Annotated in this window: 15 protein-coding genes; 9 read left to right on the top strand and 6 right to left on the bottom strand. The window is 73.9% G+C overall.

Annotated features, from left to right (window positions below; genetic code table 11):
- Positions 1-92 precede the first annotated feature (92 nt).
- Complete coding sequence (locus CW362_RS33315; RefSeq protein ID WP_103553339.1) at positions 93-1,523, top strand: GH1 family beta-glucosidase; 1,431 nt, start codon at positions 93-95, stop codon at positions 1,521-1,523.
- Between the two features lie 250 nt (positions 1,524-1,773).
- On the opposite strand, the gene CW362_RS33310 is transcribed toward CW362_RS33315, so the two are convergent.
- From CW362_RS33310 to CW362_RS33300, 3 genes are all read right to left on the bottom strand, one after another.
- Positions 1,774-3,264 (bottom strand): glycoside hydrolase family 18 protein, encoded by a 1,491-nt coding sequence (locus CW362_RS33310; protein WP_103553338.1) that lies wholly within the window; start codon positions 3,262-3,264, stop codon positions 1,774-1,776.
- A gap of 422 nt (positions 3,265-3,686) precedes the next feature.
- On the bottom strand, positions 3,687-5,060 hold the full coding sequence (locus CW362_RS33305) for a HAMP domain-containing sensor histidine kinase (protein ID WP_103553337.1): 1,374 nt from the start codon (positions 5,058-5,060) through the stop codon (positions 3,687-3,689).
- Positions 5,057-5,761, bottom strand: a complete 705-nt coding sequence (locus tag CW362_RS33300) for a response regulator transcription factor (RefSeq protein WP_103553336.1) — start codon at positions 5,759-5,761, stop codon at positions 5,057-5,059. Before CW362_RS33300 ends, CW362_RS33305 begins: the two co-directional genes overlap by 4 nt.
- Positions 5,762-5,919: 158 nt before the next feature.
- On the opposite strand from CW362_RS33300, the gene CW362_RS33295 reads away from it, so the two are divergent.
- Positions 5,920-6,462, top strand: coding sequence for a hypothetical protein (locus CW362_RS33295; RefSeq protein ID WP_103553355.1), 543 nt, complete (start codon positions 5,920-5,922; stop codon positions 6,460-6,462).
- Positions 6,463-6,564: 102 nt separating this feature from the next.
- On the opposite strand, the gene CW362_RS33290 is transcribed toward CW362_RS33295, so the two are convergent.
- Both CW362_RS33290 and CW362_RS33285 read right to left on the bottom strand, forming a co-directional pair.
- A complete protein-coding gene (locus CW362_RS33290; protein ID WP_167455647.1) occupies positions 6,565-7,464 on the bottom strand; it encodes a spermidine synthase in 900 nt (299 codons plus the stop codon).
- A 64-nt stretch (positions 7,465-7,528) separates the two neighbouring features.
- Complete coding sequence (locus tag CW362_RS33285) at positions 7,529-7,969, bottom strand: hypothetical protein (protein ID WP_206301129.1); 441 nt, start codon at positions 7,967-7,969, stop codon at positions 7,529-7,531.
- A gap of 299 nt (positions 7,970-8,268) precedes the next feature.
- Between CW362_RS33285 and CW362_RS33280 the strand changes: the two genes are divergently transcribed.
- Positions 8,269-9,837, top strand: coding sequence for an NsdA family TPR-like regulatory protein (locus tag CW362_RS33280; protein WP_103553335.1), 1,569 nt, complete (start codon positions 8,269-8,271; stop codon positions 9,835-9,837).
- An 18-nt stretch (positions 9,838-9,855) separates the two neighbouring features.
- On the opposite strand, the gene CW362_RS33275 is transcribed toward CW362_RS33280, so the two are convergent.
- Positions 9,856-10,452: a histidine phosphatase family protein gene (locus tag CW362_RS33275; RefSeq protein ID WP_103553334.1), complete on the bottom strand. Its 597-nt coding sequence runs from the start codon at positions 10,450-10,452 to the stop codon at positions 9,856-9,858.
- Positions 10,453-10,698: 246 nt separating this feature from the next.
- Between CW362_RS33275 and CW362_RS33270 the strand changes: the two genes are divergently transcribed.
- The 6 genes from CW362_RS33270 to CW362_RS44945 form a co-directional block, all read left to right on the top strand.
- The gene (locus CW362_RS33270; protein ID WP_103553333.1) at positions 10,699-11,700 is read left to right on the top strand and encodes a phosphatase PAP2 family protein; all 1,002 of its coding nucleotides are present in this window, start codon (positions 10,699-10,701) and stop codon (positions 11,698-11,700) included.
- The gene (locus tag CW362_RS33265; RefSeq protein ID WP_103553332.1) at positions 11,651-12,877 is read left to right on the top strand and encodes a hypothetical protein; all 1,227 of its coding nucleotides are present in this window, start codon (positions 11,651-11,653) and stop codon (positions 12,875-12,877) included. The genes CW362_RS33270 and CW362_RS33265 overlap by 50 nt, the downstream gene beginning before the upstream one ends.
- Positions 12,868-14,463 carry a hypothetical protein gene (locus tag CW362_RS33260; RefSeq protein ID WP_103553331.1) on the top strand — a complete coding sequence of 532 codons (1,596 nt, stop codon included), beginning with the start codon at positions 12,868-12,870 and terminating at the stop codon, positions 14,461-14,463. Before CW362_RS33265 ends, CW362_RS33260 begins: the two co-directional genes overlap by 10 nt.
- On the top strand, positions 14,460-15,794 hold the full coding sequence (locus tag CW362_RS33255; RefSeq protein ID WP_103553330.1) for an AAA family ATPase: 1,335 nt from the start codon (positions 14,460-14,462) through the stop codon (positions 15,792-15,794). The genes CW362_RS33260 and CW362_RS33255 overlap by 4 nt, the downstream gene beginning before the upstream one ends.
- 141 nt (positions 15,795-15,935) lie before the next feature.
- The gene (locus tag CW362_RS33250; protein ID WP_103553329.1) at positions 15,936-16,313 is read left to right on the top strand and encodes a hypothetical protein; all 378 of its coding nucleotides are present in this window, start codon (positions 15,936-15,938) and stop codon (positions 16,311-16,313) included.
- 153 nt (positions 16,314-16,466) lie between these two features.
- Positions 16,467-17,019, top strand: a 553-nt coding sequence (locus CW362_RS44945) for a bifunctional DNA primase/polymerase (RefSeq protein ID WP_240658157.1), incomplete at its 3' end; no start/stop codon positions are given.

The raw sequence follows: 17,019 nt of genomic DNA, 5'->3' as shown, positions 1-17,019 counted from the left end.
GGGGTCGGGCCACCGCAGCCCCGGCCCCCAGTCCCGCCTTTCCTCCCCACATCCAACTCGTCGGTCTTCACGACCCCCTTGGGAGCGCTTCCATGCCTGAGTCCACCACACCCGTGACTTTCCCTCCGGCCTTCCTCTGGGGTGCGGCCACCTCCGCCTACCAGATCGAGGGCGCGGTGCGGGAGGGCGGCCGCACGCCGTCGATCTGGGACACCTTCAGCCATACGCCGGGCAAGACGGCCGGCGGCGAGCACGGTGACATCGCTGTCGACCACTACCACCGCTACCGCGACGACGTGGCCCTGATGGCGGACCTCGGCCTCGGCGCGTACCGCTTCTCCGTCTCCTGGTCGCGGGTGCAGCCCACCGGCCGGGGCCCCGCCGTCCAGCGCGGCCTGGACTTCTACCGGCGTCTGGTCGACGAGCTGCTGTCGAAGGGCATCAAGCCGGCGATCACCCTCTACCACTGGGACCTGCCGCAGGAGCTGGAGGACGCGGGCGGCTGGCCCGAGCGCGAGACGGCGCTGCGCTTCGCCGAGTACGCGCAGATCGTGGGCGAGGCGCTGGGTGACCGCGTCGAGCAGTGGATCACCCTGAACGAGCCCTGGTGCAGCGCCTTCCTGGGCTACGGCTCCGGGGTGCACGCCCCCGGCCGGACGGACCCGGCGGCGGCGCTGCGCGCGGCCCACCACCTGAACCTCGCGCACGGACTCGGCACCTCGGCGCTGCGTTCCGCGATGCCGTCCCGCAACTCGGTCGCGGTGAGCCTCAACTCCTGCCCGGTCCGGCCCCTCACCCAGGACCCGGCGGACCTGGACGCGGCCCGGCGCATCGACGACCTGGCCAACGGCGTCTTCCACGGCCCGATGCTGCACGGCGCCTACCCGGCGACCCTGTTCACGGCGACCCGGTCGATCACCGACTGGTCCTACGTCCAGGACGGCGACCTCGCGCTGATCCACCAGCCGCTGGACGCCCTCGGACTCAACTACTACACCCCGACGCTGGTCTCGGCCGCCGCCGCTCCCACGGACGGTCCGCGCGCGGACGGCCACGGCTCCAGCGCGCACTCCCCCTGGCCGGGCGCGGACGACGTCACGTTCCACCAGACGCCGGGCGAGCGCACGGAGATGGGCTGGACGATCGACCCGACGGGGCTGCACGACCTGATCATGCGGTACACCCGTGAGGCGCCGGGCCTGCCCCTGTACATCACGGAGAACGGCGCGGCCTACGACGACAAGCCGGACCCGGAGGGCCGCGTCCACGACCCCGAGCGCATCGCCTACCTGAACGGCCACCTGTCCGCCGTGCACCGCGCGATCGCCGACGGGGCGGACGTCCGCGGCTACTACCTGTGGTCCCTCATGGACAACTTCGAGTGGGCCTACGGCTACGAGAAGCGCTTCGGCGCGGTCTACGTCGACTACGCGACCCAGACCCGCACCCCGAAGTCGAGCGCCCACTGGTACGGCAAGGCGGCCCGCACGGGCACGCTGGCGCCGGTGGCGCCCGCCGAATAGGCGGCGCCGCCCCGGAACACGGGGGCACGGGGGACACGGGGCGCGGCACCCGAGGGGGGTGCCGCGCCCCGGTTCCGTCCGCGCCGTCCCGGTGCGTCCGCGGCGCACGGGAGAAAGGGCCTGGGCCCCGTCCGGAGGTTCACCGGACGGGGCCCAGGCCCCTCGCGCTTCGTCACGACGCCCCGGCCGGGTGGGGGGTGGCAGGTGGAGAAGACCGGCCGGGGCGTGCGCGACCCCCGTTTCGCGATGGCTACTTGAGAGCGGCGAAGGCCTTGGAGAAGGCGCCGTCGCTCTGGACGATGGAGCTACAGGTGGCGTCCGCGCTGTTCTTGGCACCGCCGGCGCACTGCTTGTCCCGGGCCGCGGACCACATCGAGAGCCAACCGATGCCCTTGGACTGCGCGAAGGAGACGAGCTGCGAGGCGTCGTCGACCTTGAAGATCTCCGAGGCCACGTCGTTGACGCCGATCATCGGGGTGATCGCGACGGTCTTCCACGCGGCGCTGTCGGAGAGACCGAGGACGCCCTTGATCTGCGCCTGCGTGGCCGTGGCGGCCTGCTGGGCGAGGTCACCCATGTCGCCGCTGAACGCCGGGCCGTAGTCCATCGCCATGATGTTCACGGCGCTGATCTTCACGCCGTTGGACTTGGCGTCGGAGACCAGGTTCACGCCGTCCTGGGTGAGGCCCTGCGGCAGGACCGGCAGGGTGAGGGAGACGTCCAGGCCCGGGTGCTGCTTCTGGAGCTTGGCGATGGCCTGGGCACGCTTGGTGTTCGCCGCCGTGTTGGGCAGCGCGCCGCCCTCGACGTCGAAGTCGACCTTCGTGAGCTTGAAGGCGTCCACGGCCTTGCCGTACGCCGCCGCCAGCGCGTCGACCGAGCCGCAGGTGGTGGCGAGCTCCGTGCCGGAGGCACCGCCGAAGGAGACCCGGACGTCGCCGCCCTTGGCGCGCAGCGCGCCGATCTGCGCCGCCACCGCGTCGTTCGCGAGGTCGCTCACACCGCCGAACTTCGGCGTGCAGCCGCCGCCGTCGGTGATGAACGCGAGGTTGTAGTTCTTCACGCCGGTGGCGTCGGCCGCCTTGACCAGGTCGAAGGCCGGGAAGAGGGAGGTGTCGACGTAGGGAGCGAAGCCCGCGCTCGTCGTGGTGCCGCCGCCCGAGGTCTGCGTGGGGGTCGGGGTGGCCGTGGCCGTCGCGGTGGCGGTGGCGGTCGGCTTCGGGGTGGCGCTCTGCGTCGCGCTCGCGGTCGGGGTGGGCGCGGCCGTGGGGGTCGCGGTCTGCGTCGGACGGCCGCTCGGCTCGGGCGTCGCTCCGTCCACCGAACACTTGGTGCCGTCGATGACACAGCCCGTCGGGTTCGCGGTGCCGTTCACGACGAAGCCGACGGTGACGGACTCGCCGGCCGCCAGACCGTCCTTGTCCCAGGACGGCGGCGTCACGGTGACGTGCTGTCCGCTCACCGACGAGGTCGCGTCCCACAGGGAGCTGAGCTTGGAGCCCGAGGGCAGGTCGAACTCCAGCTTCCAGTCGGGCTTCCGCTGACCCGTGTCGTTGGAGACGACGTACTGGGCGGTGTACCCCGTGGACCACTCGCTGGTCCTGGTGTACGCGGCCCCGACACTCGACGCGTTGGCGATGCCGGTGAACACGAGGGCGCCACCGCCGGCCACGGCCGCCGCGACGATGCCGCCTATCGCCTTGTTCCTGCCACTGACCTTGCGCCGGTGCGTGCTGCTCATCGCGTGTGCCTGCCTTCGCGGATTCACGGGGGTTCGCTGGGGTCGTCCCAGGGAGTGCGGGCATCACGCTAGCGATCCGGAATCGGTCAAACCGGTTGATCCGGACGCCGGTCGAGGATCTTAGGGTCCGCTTAAGGAAGGCATCGGAAGCCGTTAAAGGTCGAGACCAATGTGGGCGATTTGGCAGGCCTCACAGACTCGCCCGGCGCGGGGCGCGAGTCCCCTCAGCGGGTGCGCCGGTCCGGTCGGCACGAGGCGCGGCCCCGCTCGGCGCGTGCCGTCGGGGCACAGGGCGCGGGGCGCGAGCCCGTCCCGACGGGTGCCGCGGGTCCGTGCGGCTCGTGCGGCTCGTGCGGCCGGGGCACTCGGCGCGGGTGAGACACCCACGGCGCGTCGGTGCACGGGAAGACGCCCACGGCGTGTCAGCGCACGCCGGCGGCCCGTCGACGGCGGCGTACGCTGCCCCGGTGCCCACTGCGGACCGGGGCCCTGCCGTCCAGCTGGATCCAGATGCGCACCTCGGTTCCGCCCAGCACGGAGGAACCGATCCGCACGTCCCCGCCCGTCGACTCCGCGAGCCGTCGCACGATGTCGAGACCGAGGCCCGTCGACCCGTCGTTGCCCGAACCCCGGCCGCGGGCCATCGCCGCCTCCGGGTCCACGATCCCGGCGCCCGCGTCCGACACCAGCACGATCACGGCGTCCTCGGCGTTGTGCACGTCGACCGCGAAGGCCGTGCCCTCGGGGGTGTGGCGGAAGACGTTGCCGAGGAGCGCGTCGAGCGCGGCGGCGAGGTCGGCGCGGGCCACGGGTATGCGGCACGGCCGGTCCACGCCGGCCACCCGCACCTTGCGTCCCTCGTCCTCGGCGAGCGCGGACCAGAAGTCCATGCGTTCACGGACGACCTCGGAGGCGTCGCACCCGGCACCGGCACCGATCGCCGCGGTCTGCGGCTTGGCCTCCCGGGCCGTCCTGATGATCGTGTCGACCTCGCGCTCCAACTGCTCCACGGCGGACCGGGTCTGTTCGGCGGCCGGTCCGTCGCCGAGGGAGGCGGCGTTGAGGCGGAGCACGGTCAGCGGCGTGCGCAGGCGGTGCGAGAGGTCGGCGGCGAGCTCCCGCTCGTTGGCGAGCAGTTGGACGACCTGGTCGGCCATGGAGTTGAACGCGACGGCGGCCTGCCGCAGTTCGGTCGGGCCTTCCTCGGGCACGCGGGAGCCGAGCTTCCCCTCGCCCAGCTCGTGCGCGCCCTCGGCGAGGCGCTGCGCGGGCTGCACCATCCGCACGCCCAGCCGGTCGGCGACCGCGACGGAGCCGATGATCAGGGCGACACCGACCGCGGCGAGGACCGCCCAGGCCGTGCCGACACCGTTGCTGACCTCGGCCTCGGGGACGTACACCTCGATGACCGCGATGCCGGAGCTCAGCGCGACGGGCTGGAGCAGCGTGGAGCCGCCGGGCACCTCCGCGGTGGAGGCCCGTCCCAGTCGCCGGGTCATGGCGATGTCCTTGCCGTCGGTGCGCCGCTCGCCGATCTCCACCGCGGGCTTGCCGTCGCCGGCGGGGATGTGCACGGCCATCTGCGCGTCCGAGCCGGCCGAGGCGACGACGCGCTCCAGCTCGTCCCGGTCGGTGGTGATGGAGAGCGCGGGCGCGATGGCGGCGGCCTGCCGCTCGGCGTTCGAGAACGCCCGGTCGCGCGCCATCTCCTTGATCACCAGACCGAGCGGGACCGCGAAGGCGACGACGACCATCGTCGTCACCGCCACGCACACCTTGACCAGTGCCCACCTCACAGCGGCCGCTCCGCTCTCGGCGGTTCCAGCTTCACGCCGACGCCCCGCAGGGTGTGCAGATAGCGCGGCCGGGCCGCCGTCTCCCCCAGCTTCCGGCGCAGCCAGGAGAGATGGACGTCTATGGTCTGGTCGTCGCCGTAGGACTGCTGCCACACCTCGGCGAGCAGTTCCCTGCGCGGCACGACGACCCCGGGACGCCCGGCCAGGAAGGCGAGCAGGTCGAACTCGCGCCGGGTGAGGTCGAGTCGGACGCCGTCCAGTTCCGCCTGGCGGCGCAGCGGGTCGATGGCGAGCCCGCCGACCCGGATGACCGTCGGCACGGGGGCCTCACCCACGGTGGTGCGCGAGCGGCGCAGCACCGCGGCCATGCGCGCGGACAGGTGCTCGACCGAGAACGGCTTGGTCAGGTAGTCGTCCGCGCCGGCGTTCAACAGCCGTACGATCTCCGCCTCGTCGTCCCGCGCGGTGGCGATGATCACCGGGACGTCGGTGATCCCGCGCAGCATCTTCAGCGCCTCGGACCCGTCCAGATCAGGCAGTCCGAGATCGAGGATCACGACGTCGAAGGAGAAGTGGGCGACCTCGCGCAGCGCCTCCAGGGCGGTGCCGACGCTGCGCACGATGTGCGCGGCCTCGGTCAGATGCCGGATGAGCGCCGAGCGTACGAACTGGTCGTCCTCGACGACGAGCACACTTGCCATGAGCCGCACCGTACGCCATCCGGGCGAGGCCGTCCGATGCCTGTGGACAACCCTCATCAGGCACTTGCGGACAATCCCGGCCCGTTCCCCCCGGGGACATTCCGGATCTTGGCGGGGCCGTGAGACACCCGTGGCGCTCGTGGTGCAATATGGCCGCGATGCGCAGAGGACTCGTACACGTACTCGCGTGGTTGCTCGCCACGGGCGCGGCAGTCACGCTGTCGTGGTGGGGTGTCCACACCGTCATGACGGGGACGGCCTACGACCCGCCGCGGGCGCTGCCCCTCACGGTGGCGGGGGCGACGGCCGAGGAGACACGGCCCCTGGCGTCCTCGACCCGGCGGGCCGAGCCGTCCACGTCCGCTCCGAGCAGGCCCGCCACGACCCCGAAGCCGAAACCGGCGCCCTCGAAGTCCGCGTCTCCGAGCGGCGGTCCGTCACCTTCCCCGTCGTCCCCGACGGCCTCCCCGTCCGCCTCCGGGCAGGTCAAGAGCTACGACTCCGACGGCGGCCGGGTGGTCTTCGACATCGCCCCCACGTACGGGACGCTGGTGTCGGCGACGCCGAACACCGGCTGGTCGATGCAGGTGTGGAAGACCGAGACGTGGATCCGGGTGGAGTTCACCTCGGGCGCCGACCGGGTGTCGGTGTTCTGCGACTGGCACGACGGGCCCCCGCACGTGGACATCGGGACGTACTGAGCCGACGGGCGCGGTGAGCGCGCGGACGCGGCCGGAGCGGGCCGGGTGGTGCACGCCGGGTGGTGCGCGCCGGGCCGTGGGCCGGGGCACGCTGACGGCGGGTCAGCGGAACACGGACGGCGGCGGGGCCGGCGAGGCGACCGCCACGGCGTCCGTGACCGGTGCCGCTCCACCCGTGAAGTCCAGGAGTTCCCTGCCGTGTTCGACCCGGGCGGGATGCGGGTCGGAGGCGGCGCGGCGGGTCAGTTCGGCGACGGGCAGCGGCCGGCCGGAGGCGACGAGGACCGCGTTCCCGAAGCGTTTGCCGCGCAGCACCGTCGGGTCGGCGACCAGGGCGAGTTCGGGGAAGACGGAGGCGACGGTGGCTATCTGGCCGCGGAGGTGGGCGAGCGGGGGTCCGTCGGCGAGGTTCGCGGCGTAGACCCCGGAGTCCTTCACCGCCCGGCGGACCTCCGTGACGAACTCGGCGGACGTCAGATGGGCCGGTGTCCGCGCGCCGCTGAAGACGTCCGCGATGACCAGGTCCGCCCAGCCGTCGGGCACCTTGGCGAGGCCTTCCCGGGCGTCCACCGAACGCACCCGGATCCGGGCGTTCGGATCCAGCGGCAGTTCGCGGCGCACCAGTTGGACGAGGGCCGCGTCGCGTTCGACGACCTGCTGGGTGGACCGGGGGCGGGTGGCGGCCGTGTAGCGGGCCAGGCTGAGGGCGCCGCCGCCGAGGTGGACGACCTGCACGGGCTTGCCGGGCGGGGCGACGAGGTCGATGACGTGACCGAGGCGGCGCTGGTACTCGAAGCTCAGGTAGGAGGGGTCGTCGAGGTCGACGTGGGACTGCGGGGCGCCGTCGATGAGCAGGGTCCAGGCGCGCGGCCGGTCCCGGTCGGGCAGCAGCTCGGCGAGCCCTCCGTCGACGGCCTCCACGACCGCCTCGGCCTGCCCGCGCCGCCCGCCCCGTCCGGTGTCGCGGCCGTCGTCCGCCCGCTGATTCCTCGCCCGTGCCATCTGGCCATTATCGGGGCGCGGGAGCGGGTCGGCTCAGCGACCGGTGCCGGGGCGCCCGGCCCGCTCACCGGCAGCCGTCCGCCACCTCGATCAGCCGCGCGGCCTCGCCCAGCGCGGCCCGCAGCACCGCCGGGTCGGTCGCGAGGTCCGTGTCACCGGGCGGGAGCAGCCAGTCCGAGCCCTCGACCGGGGGCTCGGGGGCCGGACCCAGGTCGCGGCCGTCGGTCTGCGTACAGGTGCTGCCGGGCACGTCCCAGGCGTCGGCGGTGCCGGGCGGCACCAGGAAGCCGAGGGTGTCGCGGCCGCCGTCGTGCAGGACGGGCCCCACGAGGTCGGCCGCCGCGCCGCGGCGCAGGATGTCGACCGCCTCCAGTCCCTGGCGGGCCGGGACGGTCACCAGGTCGCACTCGGCGGCCGGCCGCAGCGGGACGCCGCACTCCGGGGACGGCCCGTGCTGCGCGGCCGACGGTGGCGTACGGAACTCGGTGCTCTGCGCGATCTGCATCCCGGCCTCCAACGGAACCCCTCCTCGACGACGAGCGGGTCGGGAGTTCGGGCGGCTCCCGGTCCACCCGGTTCAACGCCCCAGGACGTCAACGGCTACGGCGAAACTCCGCCACAAAGGATGGCAGTTCATGGCAGATCGTGGATGAGATATCCGGTTTGTAGCCAAACACAGCGTGGTGACCTCGTCACACCAGGTACGTTCTTGCCCGCCGGACGCAGGGCACCTACCGGGCACAACCCGGTCAACCCGGTCCTGGATCCGGCATGGTTCGACGGTTCGCAAGAGAGGGCCCGGCCATGGCGTCGTCATCGGTGACCTCGTCCCCGTCCCCCCGGCCACCACGGCCGAATCTCGCCTTCCGGAGGTTGCGCGGCCAGCGCTCCCCGGGCGAGTTCGCCGCGCTGGTGCGGAGGGCCGCGCGCGAGATCGGCGAGCGGGTCAGCTGCGACGCGCGCTACATCGGGCGCGTCGAGGCGGGCGAGATCCGCTGTCCCAACTACGCGTACGAGCGGGTGTTCCTGCACATGTTTCCCGGCCGGGCGCTGACCGACCTCGGTTTCGCCCCCCGCTCCTGGGTACGCGGACGCGGGGCGCGCGACCCGGGGGAGGCACTCCTCGACCGCTCCACGAACCCTTCACACGCCCCGTATGAGACGGACGGGGCGCACGAGACGTATGAGACGCCGGGTCCGCTCCACGTCCCGGCTCCGTACGGCCCGCGCACCGCGCACCACACGGACAGCCCGCACGATCCGCACAGTCCGCACGATCCGTACGACCCGCACCACTCGTGCGACCCGTACGACCCGTACGAGAAACGCGATCAGAACCACGAGGAGAGCGACGTGCAACGTCGCGCATTCATGACCGGAGGCACCGCCACCGTGGCGGCGGCCTCGATGGGGCCCTTCACGGGTGCCTTCGGCGGCAGCGCCACGGCCGCCGAACGACGCGTCCACCGGGCGGGCACGTCCGAGGCGGGCGCCCTCGAAGAGGCCGTCCGCCGGATCCGGCTGCTCGACGACAGACACGGGGCCGACGGGCTCTACCGGCGCGCGGCGGTCCCCCTGCGCACCGCGTACGAACTGCTCGACGCGGGCACCACCCGGCAGGCCACCGCCGACCGCCTGTACTCCGGGGCCGGCGAACTGGCCATCTCGGTCGGCTGGCTGGCCCACGACTCCGGACGCTTCGACGACGCGCGCTCGCACTACGCGGAGGCCCTCGCGACCGCCCGGATGGCCGGCGACGCGGGCCTCGAGGCACACGCCTTCTGCAACACGGCCTTCCTCGCCCGCGACGCGGGGCGCCCCCGCGAGGCCGTGCGCGCGGCCCAGGCGGCCCAGCGCGCCGCGCGGCCCCTCGGATCCCCCCGTCTGCTCTCCCTGCTCGCGCTGCGCGAGGCGGGCGGCTGGGCCGGGCTCGCCGACCGCCGGGGGTGCGAGCAGGCGATGGCGCGCGCACAGGCCCTCTACGGACGCGGCCCCTCGGAGACCGACCCCGAGTGGATGACCTTCTACGGGGAGGCCGAGCTGGAGGGCCTGGAGGCGCAGTGCTGGTCGATGCTGGGCGACTGGCCCCGGGCCGCCCGCCACGCGCGCCGCGCCGCCCACCTGCAGGACCCGCACTTCACCCGCAACATCGCCCTCTACACCGCCGAACTCGCCGACGACCTGGCCCGCGGCGGCCGCCCGGACGAGGCCGCCGTCGCCGGTCAGCGCGTCCTGGACCTGCTGAACGAGGTCCAGTCCTCCCGCATCCAGACCATGCTGGCGGGAACGGCCCGCGTGCTGCTCCCGCACCGCAGGGCCTCGGGCGTCTCGGCGTTCCTCGACCGCCACGCGAGCCTGCCGCGCACGGCGTGAGCGCCGCCGGAGCTCCGGTCAGACGCTCAGGTGCCCGCAGTCGTTCCACACCTCGATCGCGGGCTCCCCGTAGGCCCAGCCGAGCACCGACAACGAGGTCGGGTTGAGGCGGATGCGGGCCGCGAAGTCCAGCGGAAGACCCAGCCAGCGGGCGCCTATGGAGCGCAGGATGTGACCGTGGGCGAAGATCAGCAGATCGCGGTCCTCGGAGCGGGCGTAGGAGACGACCTCGTCCGCGCGCGCGGTGACCTGCTCCAGGGTCTCCCCCTCGGGGACGCCGTCGCGCCAGATGAACCAGCCGGGACGGATGTCCTGGATCTCGGCCGGGGTCATGCCCTCGTAGGCGCCGTAGTCCCACTCCAGGAGCGCGTCCCAGGCGGTCGCCCGCTCCCCGAGACCGGCGAGCTCGCACGTCTCGCTCGCGCGCGCGAGCGGACTGGTGCGCACCTCGGCGGCGGGCAGCGAGTCGAACGGCGACCGGTGGAGCCGCTCACCCAGCAGCTTGGCGCCGCGCCGCCCCTCTTCCAGGAGCGGGACGTCGGTCCTGCCGGTGTGCTTTCCGGACAGCGACCATTCGGTCTGTCCGTGCCGGGCCAGCAGGATGCGCGGTGCCATGACGATGACCTTTCCGGGACGGGATCCACGAACGAGAGGGTCGGCTCGCTCGTGGACGGCTCGAGGAGTGGGTCACTCCATCATCGCTCACCCCGGCCCGGGGCAACCCGGGGGGCGATCTCAGCGTCTTCGAGATCCGGGGCGCCCCTTCGAGGCGTTCGCACACACCGTAAAATCCCGGGGTGGCCACGGACCGCCTGGTCACCACGAGCAGATGGGCACGAGCAGATGGGGGAGGGCGATCGGATGCCGCAGACCGATGCACCGCGTACCGAAGCGGCACCGCGCGCCCGGTCGGGCCGGTGGGCCGGACGGTACGCGTCGACCGCGTCAGGGGTCCGTCCGCGCTGGTGGACCGAGGTCCCGCTGATCCTGTTCGTGTACGCGGCGTACACGGCGGGCCGGCTGCTGGCCCGGGGCGACACCGGCGGCGCGGTGGACCACGGCCTGGAGATCCTGCGGATCGAGAAGGCCCTCCACATCAACGCCGAGCATCCGCTGAACCGGCTGTTCACGCGGGAGGCCTGGCTGGGCGTGCCCGCCGACTTCGGGTACGCCTCGCTGCACTACGTGGTGACGCCGGCGATCCTGATATGGCTGTTCCGCTCCCGGAGCGTGCGCTACCGCGCGGCCCGCACCTGGCTGTGGACCTCCACGTTCATAGGCCTGATCGGCTTCACCCTGCTGCCGACCTGCCCGCCCCGGCTGCTGTCGCCCGAGCACGGCTTCGTCGACACGATGGCCCAGTACAGCAATTACGGCTGGTGGGGCGCCGAGGCGAGCGCCCCCCGCGGCATGGGCGGGATGACGAACCAGTACGCGGCGATGCCGAGTCTGCACGTGGGCTGGGCACTGTGGTGCGGAGTGATGCTGTGGCGCCACGGCCGGACGCCCGCGGCCAGGGTCGCCGCCGTCGCCTACCCGCTGTTCACCACGATCGTCGTGATGGGCACGGCCAACCACTACTTCCTGGACGCCGTCGCGGGCGCCGCGGTGATGGGGGCCGGCCTGCTGCTGACCCCGTTCGTGATGCGGACGGCGGACCGGCTGCGGACCCTGGTGGGGACCCGTGTCCCGTGGGCCCGGGGTGCCTCGGGGGACGAGGGTTCCCCGATTGTCAGTGTGGGATGCCACACTTCCGCGGGTGAACGAATTCCCCGACAGCGCGAGTCCCGAACCGGGCCGGGAGCCGAGCCGGGTGCCTCCCCCACGGACGCGGGGGACAGCGCTACGACAGCAGCTCGCTGAGCTGCGCGGTCCGGAGATCGCACCGAAGGCGCTGGACGCGCGCGCCCTCGCGGCACTCGCCGCCAACCCCGGGTGCGACCGGCGCGCCCTGCTGGACGGCGTGGGCGTCGACAAGGCGAAGCTGGCCGACGCGCTCGGCGCGCCGTCCGCGTTCGGGATGTCCCAGTTCGCCTTCATGCGGGGCAACGCGTTCGAGGCGCGCGTCAAGGCCGACGGCGGCGCCGAACTGCTGCGGCTGGTGCACGAGAAGCTGGACCCCGGAGCCGAGCCGCCCGGCGCCGGTGCCGTGCCCGACCTGGGCGCGATCGGCCCCGAGGGACGCACGGCCCGTACGGAACTGGCGTTGCGCGAGGCCACCGCGGCCGGCGCCTGGACGCTGCTCGACCACCCCATGCTCTGCCTGGACGTCGCGGGTTCGGCGGCCTTCCTGGAACCGGACGCCGTGGTCGTGCACCCCGACGGCGACTGGACGGTCGTCGAGATCAAGTCGTTCCCGATGCTGGACGGTTCGGCCGACCCGGCCAAGGTGGGCGCCGCCGCCCGGCAGTCCGCGGTGTACGTCCTGGCCCTGGAGGAGGTCGCCGCCCGTCTCGACCCCGCTCCCGAGGTCCACCACCGCATCCTGCTGGTCTGCCCGAAGGACTTCTCCAACCTCCCGGCCGCCTCGGCCGTCGACGTGCGCAAGCAGCGTGCGGTCACCCGCCGCCAGTTGGCCCGGCTCACCCGCGTCGAGGACATCGCGGCCGCCCTTCCCGAGGGCGTCTGCTTCGCCCCCGGCCTCCCGGCCGAGGAACTGATCACGGCCGTCGAGGCGGTCCCCGCGGCCTACGCGCCCGAGTGCCTGGCCGCCTGCGAACTGGCCTTCCACTGCCGGGCCCGCTCCCGCGCCGGGGGCGCGGTGACCTCGCTCGGCCGCTCGCTGCGCGCGGACCTGGGCGCGCTGACGACCGTCCCGGACGTCCTGGCCGCGGCCCGCGGGGAGGCGGGCGATCCCGAGGACCCCGCCGTCGTGGCCCTCAGGAGAGCGGCGCTGCTGCGGGCGGAGGCCCTGCGCGGCACGGCCGCGCAGGCCCGGGTGCCGGGCGCGCCCGGGACGCGGGCGCTCACGGACTCCGCGCAGGTTCCCGTACCGGTGGCCGGTGCCCCGGACGGCCGGGAGGCGGGCGCGTGTCGCTGATCACCACCCTCGCGCGGCTGGAGGCCGTCGAGAGCGGCCGGGCGCAGCCCGCCGCCACCGTGCTCCACCGCCATCTCGCCGAACGGCCGCTGGTGTTCGTGCCGCTCACCACCTCGGGCGAGGCGGGGGCCCCGCTCGGCGCGCTCGTCGGCACCGACCGGGACGCGCCCCGGCTGCTGGTCGTGCCGCAGCCCCGCGACCGCGACCTGCGCTTCGCCTTCCTCGCCGAACTGGCGGACGTCGTCCTGCCCTACCTCGACGCGTACGCGGACGTGGTCGAGGCGGCCGAGCGCAGCGAGACCGACCCGGAGACCGGCAAGCGCGTCAAGGTCGAGGTCGAGCTGTGCGCCGACGCCCCGCAGCTGATCGTGCCCGGCCGGGCCGGCATCGACTTCGTCCGGCTCCTCGGGCGCTCCACCCGCTTTCGGCGCACCGCCGAGCAGGATCCCGAGGCACCGCATCCGGCGCCGCCCCGGGTGCCGCTGTTCGGGCGCTGGCTGACCCACTTCGGGGAACGGGCCCGCGTGCCCGGCTCCGCCCTGCTCCTCGCCCTCACCGACGTGCTGTCCCGGCACTGGGCCACCGGCCAGAGCAGCCTGGAGGACCAGCACCTCGGCGCGCTGCTCGCCTGGCTCGATCCGCCGGAGGGCGAGCCGGGCGCCGAGGCCGCGGTGCGGGCCGAGCTCCAGCGGGACGCGCGCGGCCAGCTCGTCTGCCCGCCCGCGGGACCGGCCACCGACCCCGCCTTCGACAACCAGTTGCTGGCCCCCGCGATCGAGCGCTACGACCGCGCGCGCACGGCGCTGGCCGCCGCCGAGGACGGCATCGAGGCGGACGACCGGCTCGGTGAACTCACCGCGGCGGAGCGGGAGATCCGCGGTCTCGTCGAGAGCGTCACCCGGCCCACCTGGGACGCGGTCTGGCGCGGGATCGACCTGCTGCGGACGCTGCCGGAGGGGGCGCACGCCGCCGACCGGTGGACCCGTGACCGCTGGTCGTTCACCGGGCACCGCGACCGGGTCGTGGCGGGCGAGCCCCCGCAGCCGCGCCGCGACGACGCGGTGACCGCCGCGAACAAGCTGGCCACGCGCGAACGGGAACAGGCGCGGCTGGAGGCCCAGGAGGCCCTCGACGACCCGCTGGTCATGGCCGGCCGGCGGCTCGCCGGGGAGGCGTTCGCCGGAGAGGTCACCGAGGTCGTGATGGCGTACGGCGAGGGGAAGCGGCCGAGCCCCCGCCCGCTGGTGACCGTCCGCACGGACGACCGCCCGCACCTGGGGGAACGGGCCAGGGTGTACCGCTCGCTCGGCGGGAAGCCGCAGGCCGCGGAGTTCGTCGGGTACGACGACGAGGGCGCGGCCGTGGTGCTGCGGATCGTCGACAAGATGGGGCGCGGCAAGGAGCCCGAGGCCGGGTCCGTGCCGGAGAAGGGGGACCTCGTCTGCTTCACCCTCTTCGAGCACGAGCAGCGCGGCGGCGCCAAGCTGCCCGATCCGGAGGAGACGCCGTGGACGCACGGAGGGCCGCCCGGTGAGTCCGACGCCCCGCCGCTGCCGGACCCGGTGACCGAGGAGGATGTCCTGTGACCGTCGTCTTCGACCCGGGCGCCGAGGCCGCCCGCGCCACCGACGCGATCCTGTACGACACCCTGCACGGCACCGACCGCGGTGTCGTGGTCGACTCCCCGCCGGGTGCCGGAAAGTCGACCCTCGTCGTCCGGGCCGCGCTCGAACTGGCTTCTGCCGGACGCCCGTTGATGGTCATCGCGCAGACCAATGCCCAGGTCGACGACCTGGTGCTGCGGCTCGCGGAGAAGGCGCCGGACCTGCCCGTGGGGCGGCTGCACAGCAGCGACTCGGACCCGTACGACAAGGCGCTCGACGGCCTGGACCAGGTCCGCAAGTCCACGAAGGCGGCCGATCTGGCGGGCCTGGACGTCGTCGTGTCGACCGCCGCGAAGTGGGCCCACGTCAAGGGCGTCGAGCCCTGGCGGCACGCGATCGTCGACGAGGCGTACCAGATGCGCTCGGACGCGCTCCTCGCCGTCGCCGGGCTCTTCGAACGCGCCCTGTTCGTGGGCGACCCGGGGCAGTTGGACCCGTTCTCGATCGTCGGCTCCGAGCAGTGGGCCGGGCTGTCCTACGATCCCTCCGCGTCCGCGGTGAGCACGCTGCTCGCGCACAATCCGCACCTCCCGCAGCACCGGCTGCCGGTGTCCTGGCGGCTGCCCGCGTCGGCCGCGCCGCTGGTCTCGGGCGCCTTCTACCCGTACACGCCGTTCCGCAGCGGCACCGGTCACGGCGACCGGCGGCTGAACTTCGCCGTCGCGTCGGACGGTTCGGGCACCGACCGGGTCATCGACGAGGCGGCCGAGTCCGGTTGGGGGCTGCTGGAGCTGCCCGCCCGGCACACTCCGCGCACGGACCCGGAGGCGGTCCACGCGGTGGCCGGGGTGGTGCGGCGGCTGCTCGACCGGGGCGGCGCGGCCACGTCGGAGCGGGCGCAGGATCCGGTGCCGCTGACGGCCGAGCGGATCGCGGTCGGCACGGCACACCGTGACCAGGCCGCGGCCGTGCGGGCGGCACTGGCCGGTCTCGGCGTCACGGACGTCACCGTGGACACGGCGAACCGGCTCCAGGGGCGGGAGTTCGACGTCACGGTCGTCCTGCACCCGCTGTCGGGGCGGCCGGACGCCACGGCCTTCCACCTGGAGACCGGACGTCTGTGCGTGCTCGCTTCCCGGCACCGGCACGCGTGCATCGTGATCTGCCGGGAAGGAATCACGGAGTTGCTGGACGACCACCCGTCGACCGAGCCGGTGCAGCTGGGGGTGACCGTGAAGTTCCCGGACGGCTGGGAGGCCAATCATTCGGTGCTGTCGCACCTGGCGGAGCACCGGGTGGCCTGGCGTCCCTGAGTCCCGCTCCGACGGCCCCGGATCACGAGGTCCGGGGCCCGCGGGGCGCGCTCGCCCCTTCGGGCCCACTTGCGCGGGCGCGAGACAATGGACGGTGGCCCTTCGCCAGGAGGGCCCCGAACCGTACGAGGAGGAGAAGACATGGCGGAGCCCACGCCGCGTCGGAACGAACCGCGGCTACGCCCCGCGCCCCTGCTCTTCGAGCCCGCGGAGGCCGCCGGGGATCCGGAGCATTTCTTCGACCTGGAGTCGATCGACGACCCGCGCGCGCTGCTCGACCGGTCCACGGAGCTGGCGCAGGCGTTCCGCGCCGCCGCCGACCGGGCCGTCGAGTTCCAGGCCATCGCCGCCGCTCAGCTCGCCGATCCGCGCCGTTTCGACCGGCTGACCACCGCCTCGATCGCGGAGCGGGCCGAATGGACCGAGGACTACGCGAAGAAGATGGTCGAGTTCGGCCAGGGTCTGCTGCGGGGCACGGAGGGCAACGGACACGGTCACGGGGTGGCCGACGCGCTCTGACCCGCGCACCCGGGCCCGGACGGCCCGGAGTCCCTTCGTCACCCACCGGGTGGCATATGCCAGCCGGGCAAGATACTCCACCTCACCCCCGCCTGTCCCGGTTTCCGGCAACCCTCCGGAACGGACCGCTCACCACGGGTAGACGTATCCGGCATGAGCAGCACACGGAACCCGCCGAGCAGCACCCCGCACGGCCCCGGAGCGAAGTCGCCCGGATGGCTGGACGCCTCGGGGGTCACGTCCGAGGGCGCCGCCTGGCTCGCCTCGGCGGGAACGTATCCGCGCAGCACGCTCACCCTCTGGCGCGAACGGCCGGACGCGCCGGTCGTCCTGCTCTGCGGCAGCGCGTTCGACGTCGTCAGCACGTCGGCCCTCTTCGGGCGGCGGATGCTCGACCGGCTCTGGGACGAGGGGCCGGGCTCGGGCCCGGTGGCGGCGTACCGCGGGCGGATCCTGTTGTTCGCCGCGCCCGGCACCGCCCAGCGGCTCCCCTCGCTCATGGAGTGGGAGGAGTGGGGCGCGGGCCCCTCCGCGCGGCGCGAGGACACCGCCGGGCACACGGGCCCCGAAGCGGTCGCGGTGCCCGGAACCGTCGCGGGGCAGGGGCCGCTCATGGGGCCCGGAGCCCTCGTAGGCCCCGGAGCCGTGGCAGGACCCGAAGCCCCCGCGGGCCCCGGGCCGCTCACGGGTTCCGCGGGCGCGGGGC

Origin of the sequence: Streptomyces populi (genome assembly GCF_002911015.1) — a bacterium.
Classification (GTDB): Bacteria; Actinomycetota; Actinomycetes; order Streptomycetales; family Streptomycetaceae; genus Streptomyces; species Streptomyces populi.
This window is presented reverse-complemented; position numbering and strand designations above follow the sequence as displayed.

Excerpts from the sequence above, each read along its gene's own strand:
- CW362_RS33275 (WP_103553334.1), bottom strand. The coding sequence starts at position 10,452 with ATGGCACCGCGCATCCTGCTGGCCCGGCACGGACAGACCGAATGGTCG.
- CW362_RS33295 (WP_103553355.1), top strand. The coding sequence starts at position 5,920 with ATGCGCAGAGGACTCGTACACGTACTCGCGTGGTTGCTCGCCACGGGC.
- CW362_RS33285 (WP_206301129.1), bottom strand. The coding sequence starts at position 7,969 with ATGCAGATCGCGCAGAGCACCGAGTTCCGTACGCCACCGTCGGCCGCG.
- CW362_RS33300 (WP_103553336.1), bottom strand. The coding sequence starts at position 5,761 with ATGGCAAGTGTGCTCGTCGTCGAGGACGACCAGTTCGTACGCTCGGCG.
- CW362_RS33290 (WP_167455647.1), bottom strand. The coding sequence starts at position 7,464 with ATGGCACGGGCGAGGAATCAGCGGGCGGACGACGGCCGCGACACCGGA.
- CW362_RS33310 (WP_103553338.1), bottom strand. The coding sequence starts at position 3,264 with ATGAGCAGCACGCACCGGCGCAAGGTCAGTGGCAGGAACAAGGCGATA.
- CW362_RS33270 (WP_103553333.1), top strand. The coding sequence starts at position 10,699 with ATGCCGCAGACCGATGCACCGCGTACCGAAGCGGCACCGCGCGCCCGG.
- CW362_RS33280 (WP_103553335.1), top strand. The coding sequence starts at position 8,269 with ATGGCGTCGTCATCGGTGACCTCGTCCCCGTCCCCCCGGCCACCACGG.
- CW362_RS33250 (WP_103553329.1), top strand. The coding sequence starts at position 15,936 with ATGGCGGAGCCCACGCCGCGTCGGAACGAACCGCGGCTACGCCCCGCG.
- CW362_RS33315 (WP_103553339.1), top strand. The coding sequence starts at position 93 with ATGCCTGAGTCCACCACACCCGTGACTTTCCCTCCGGCCTTCCTCTGG.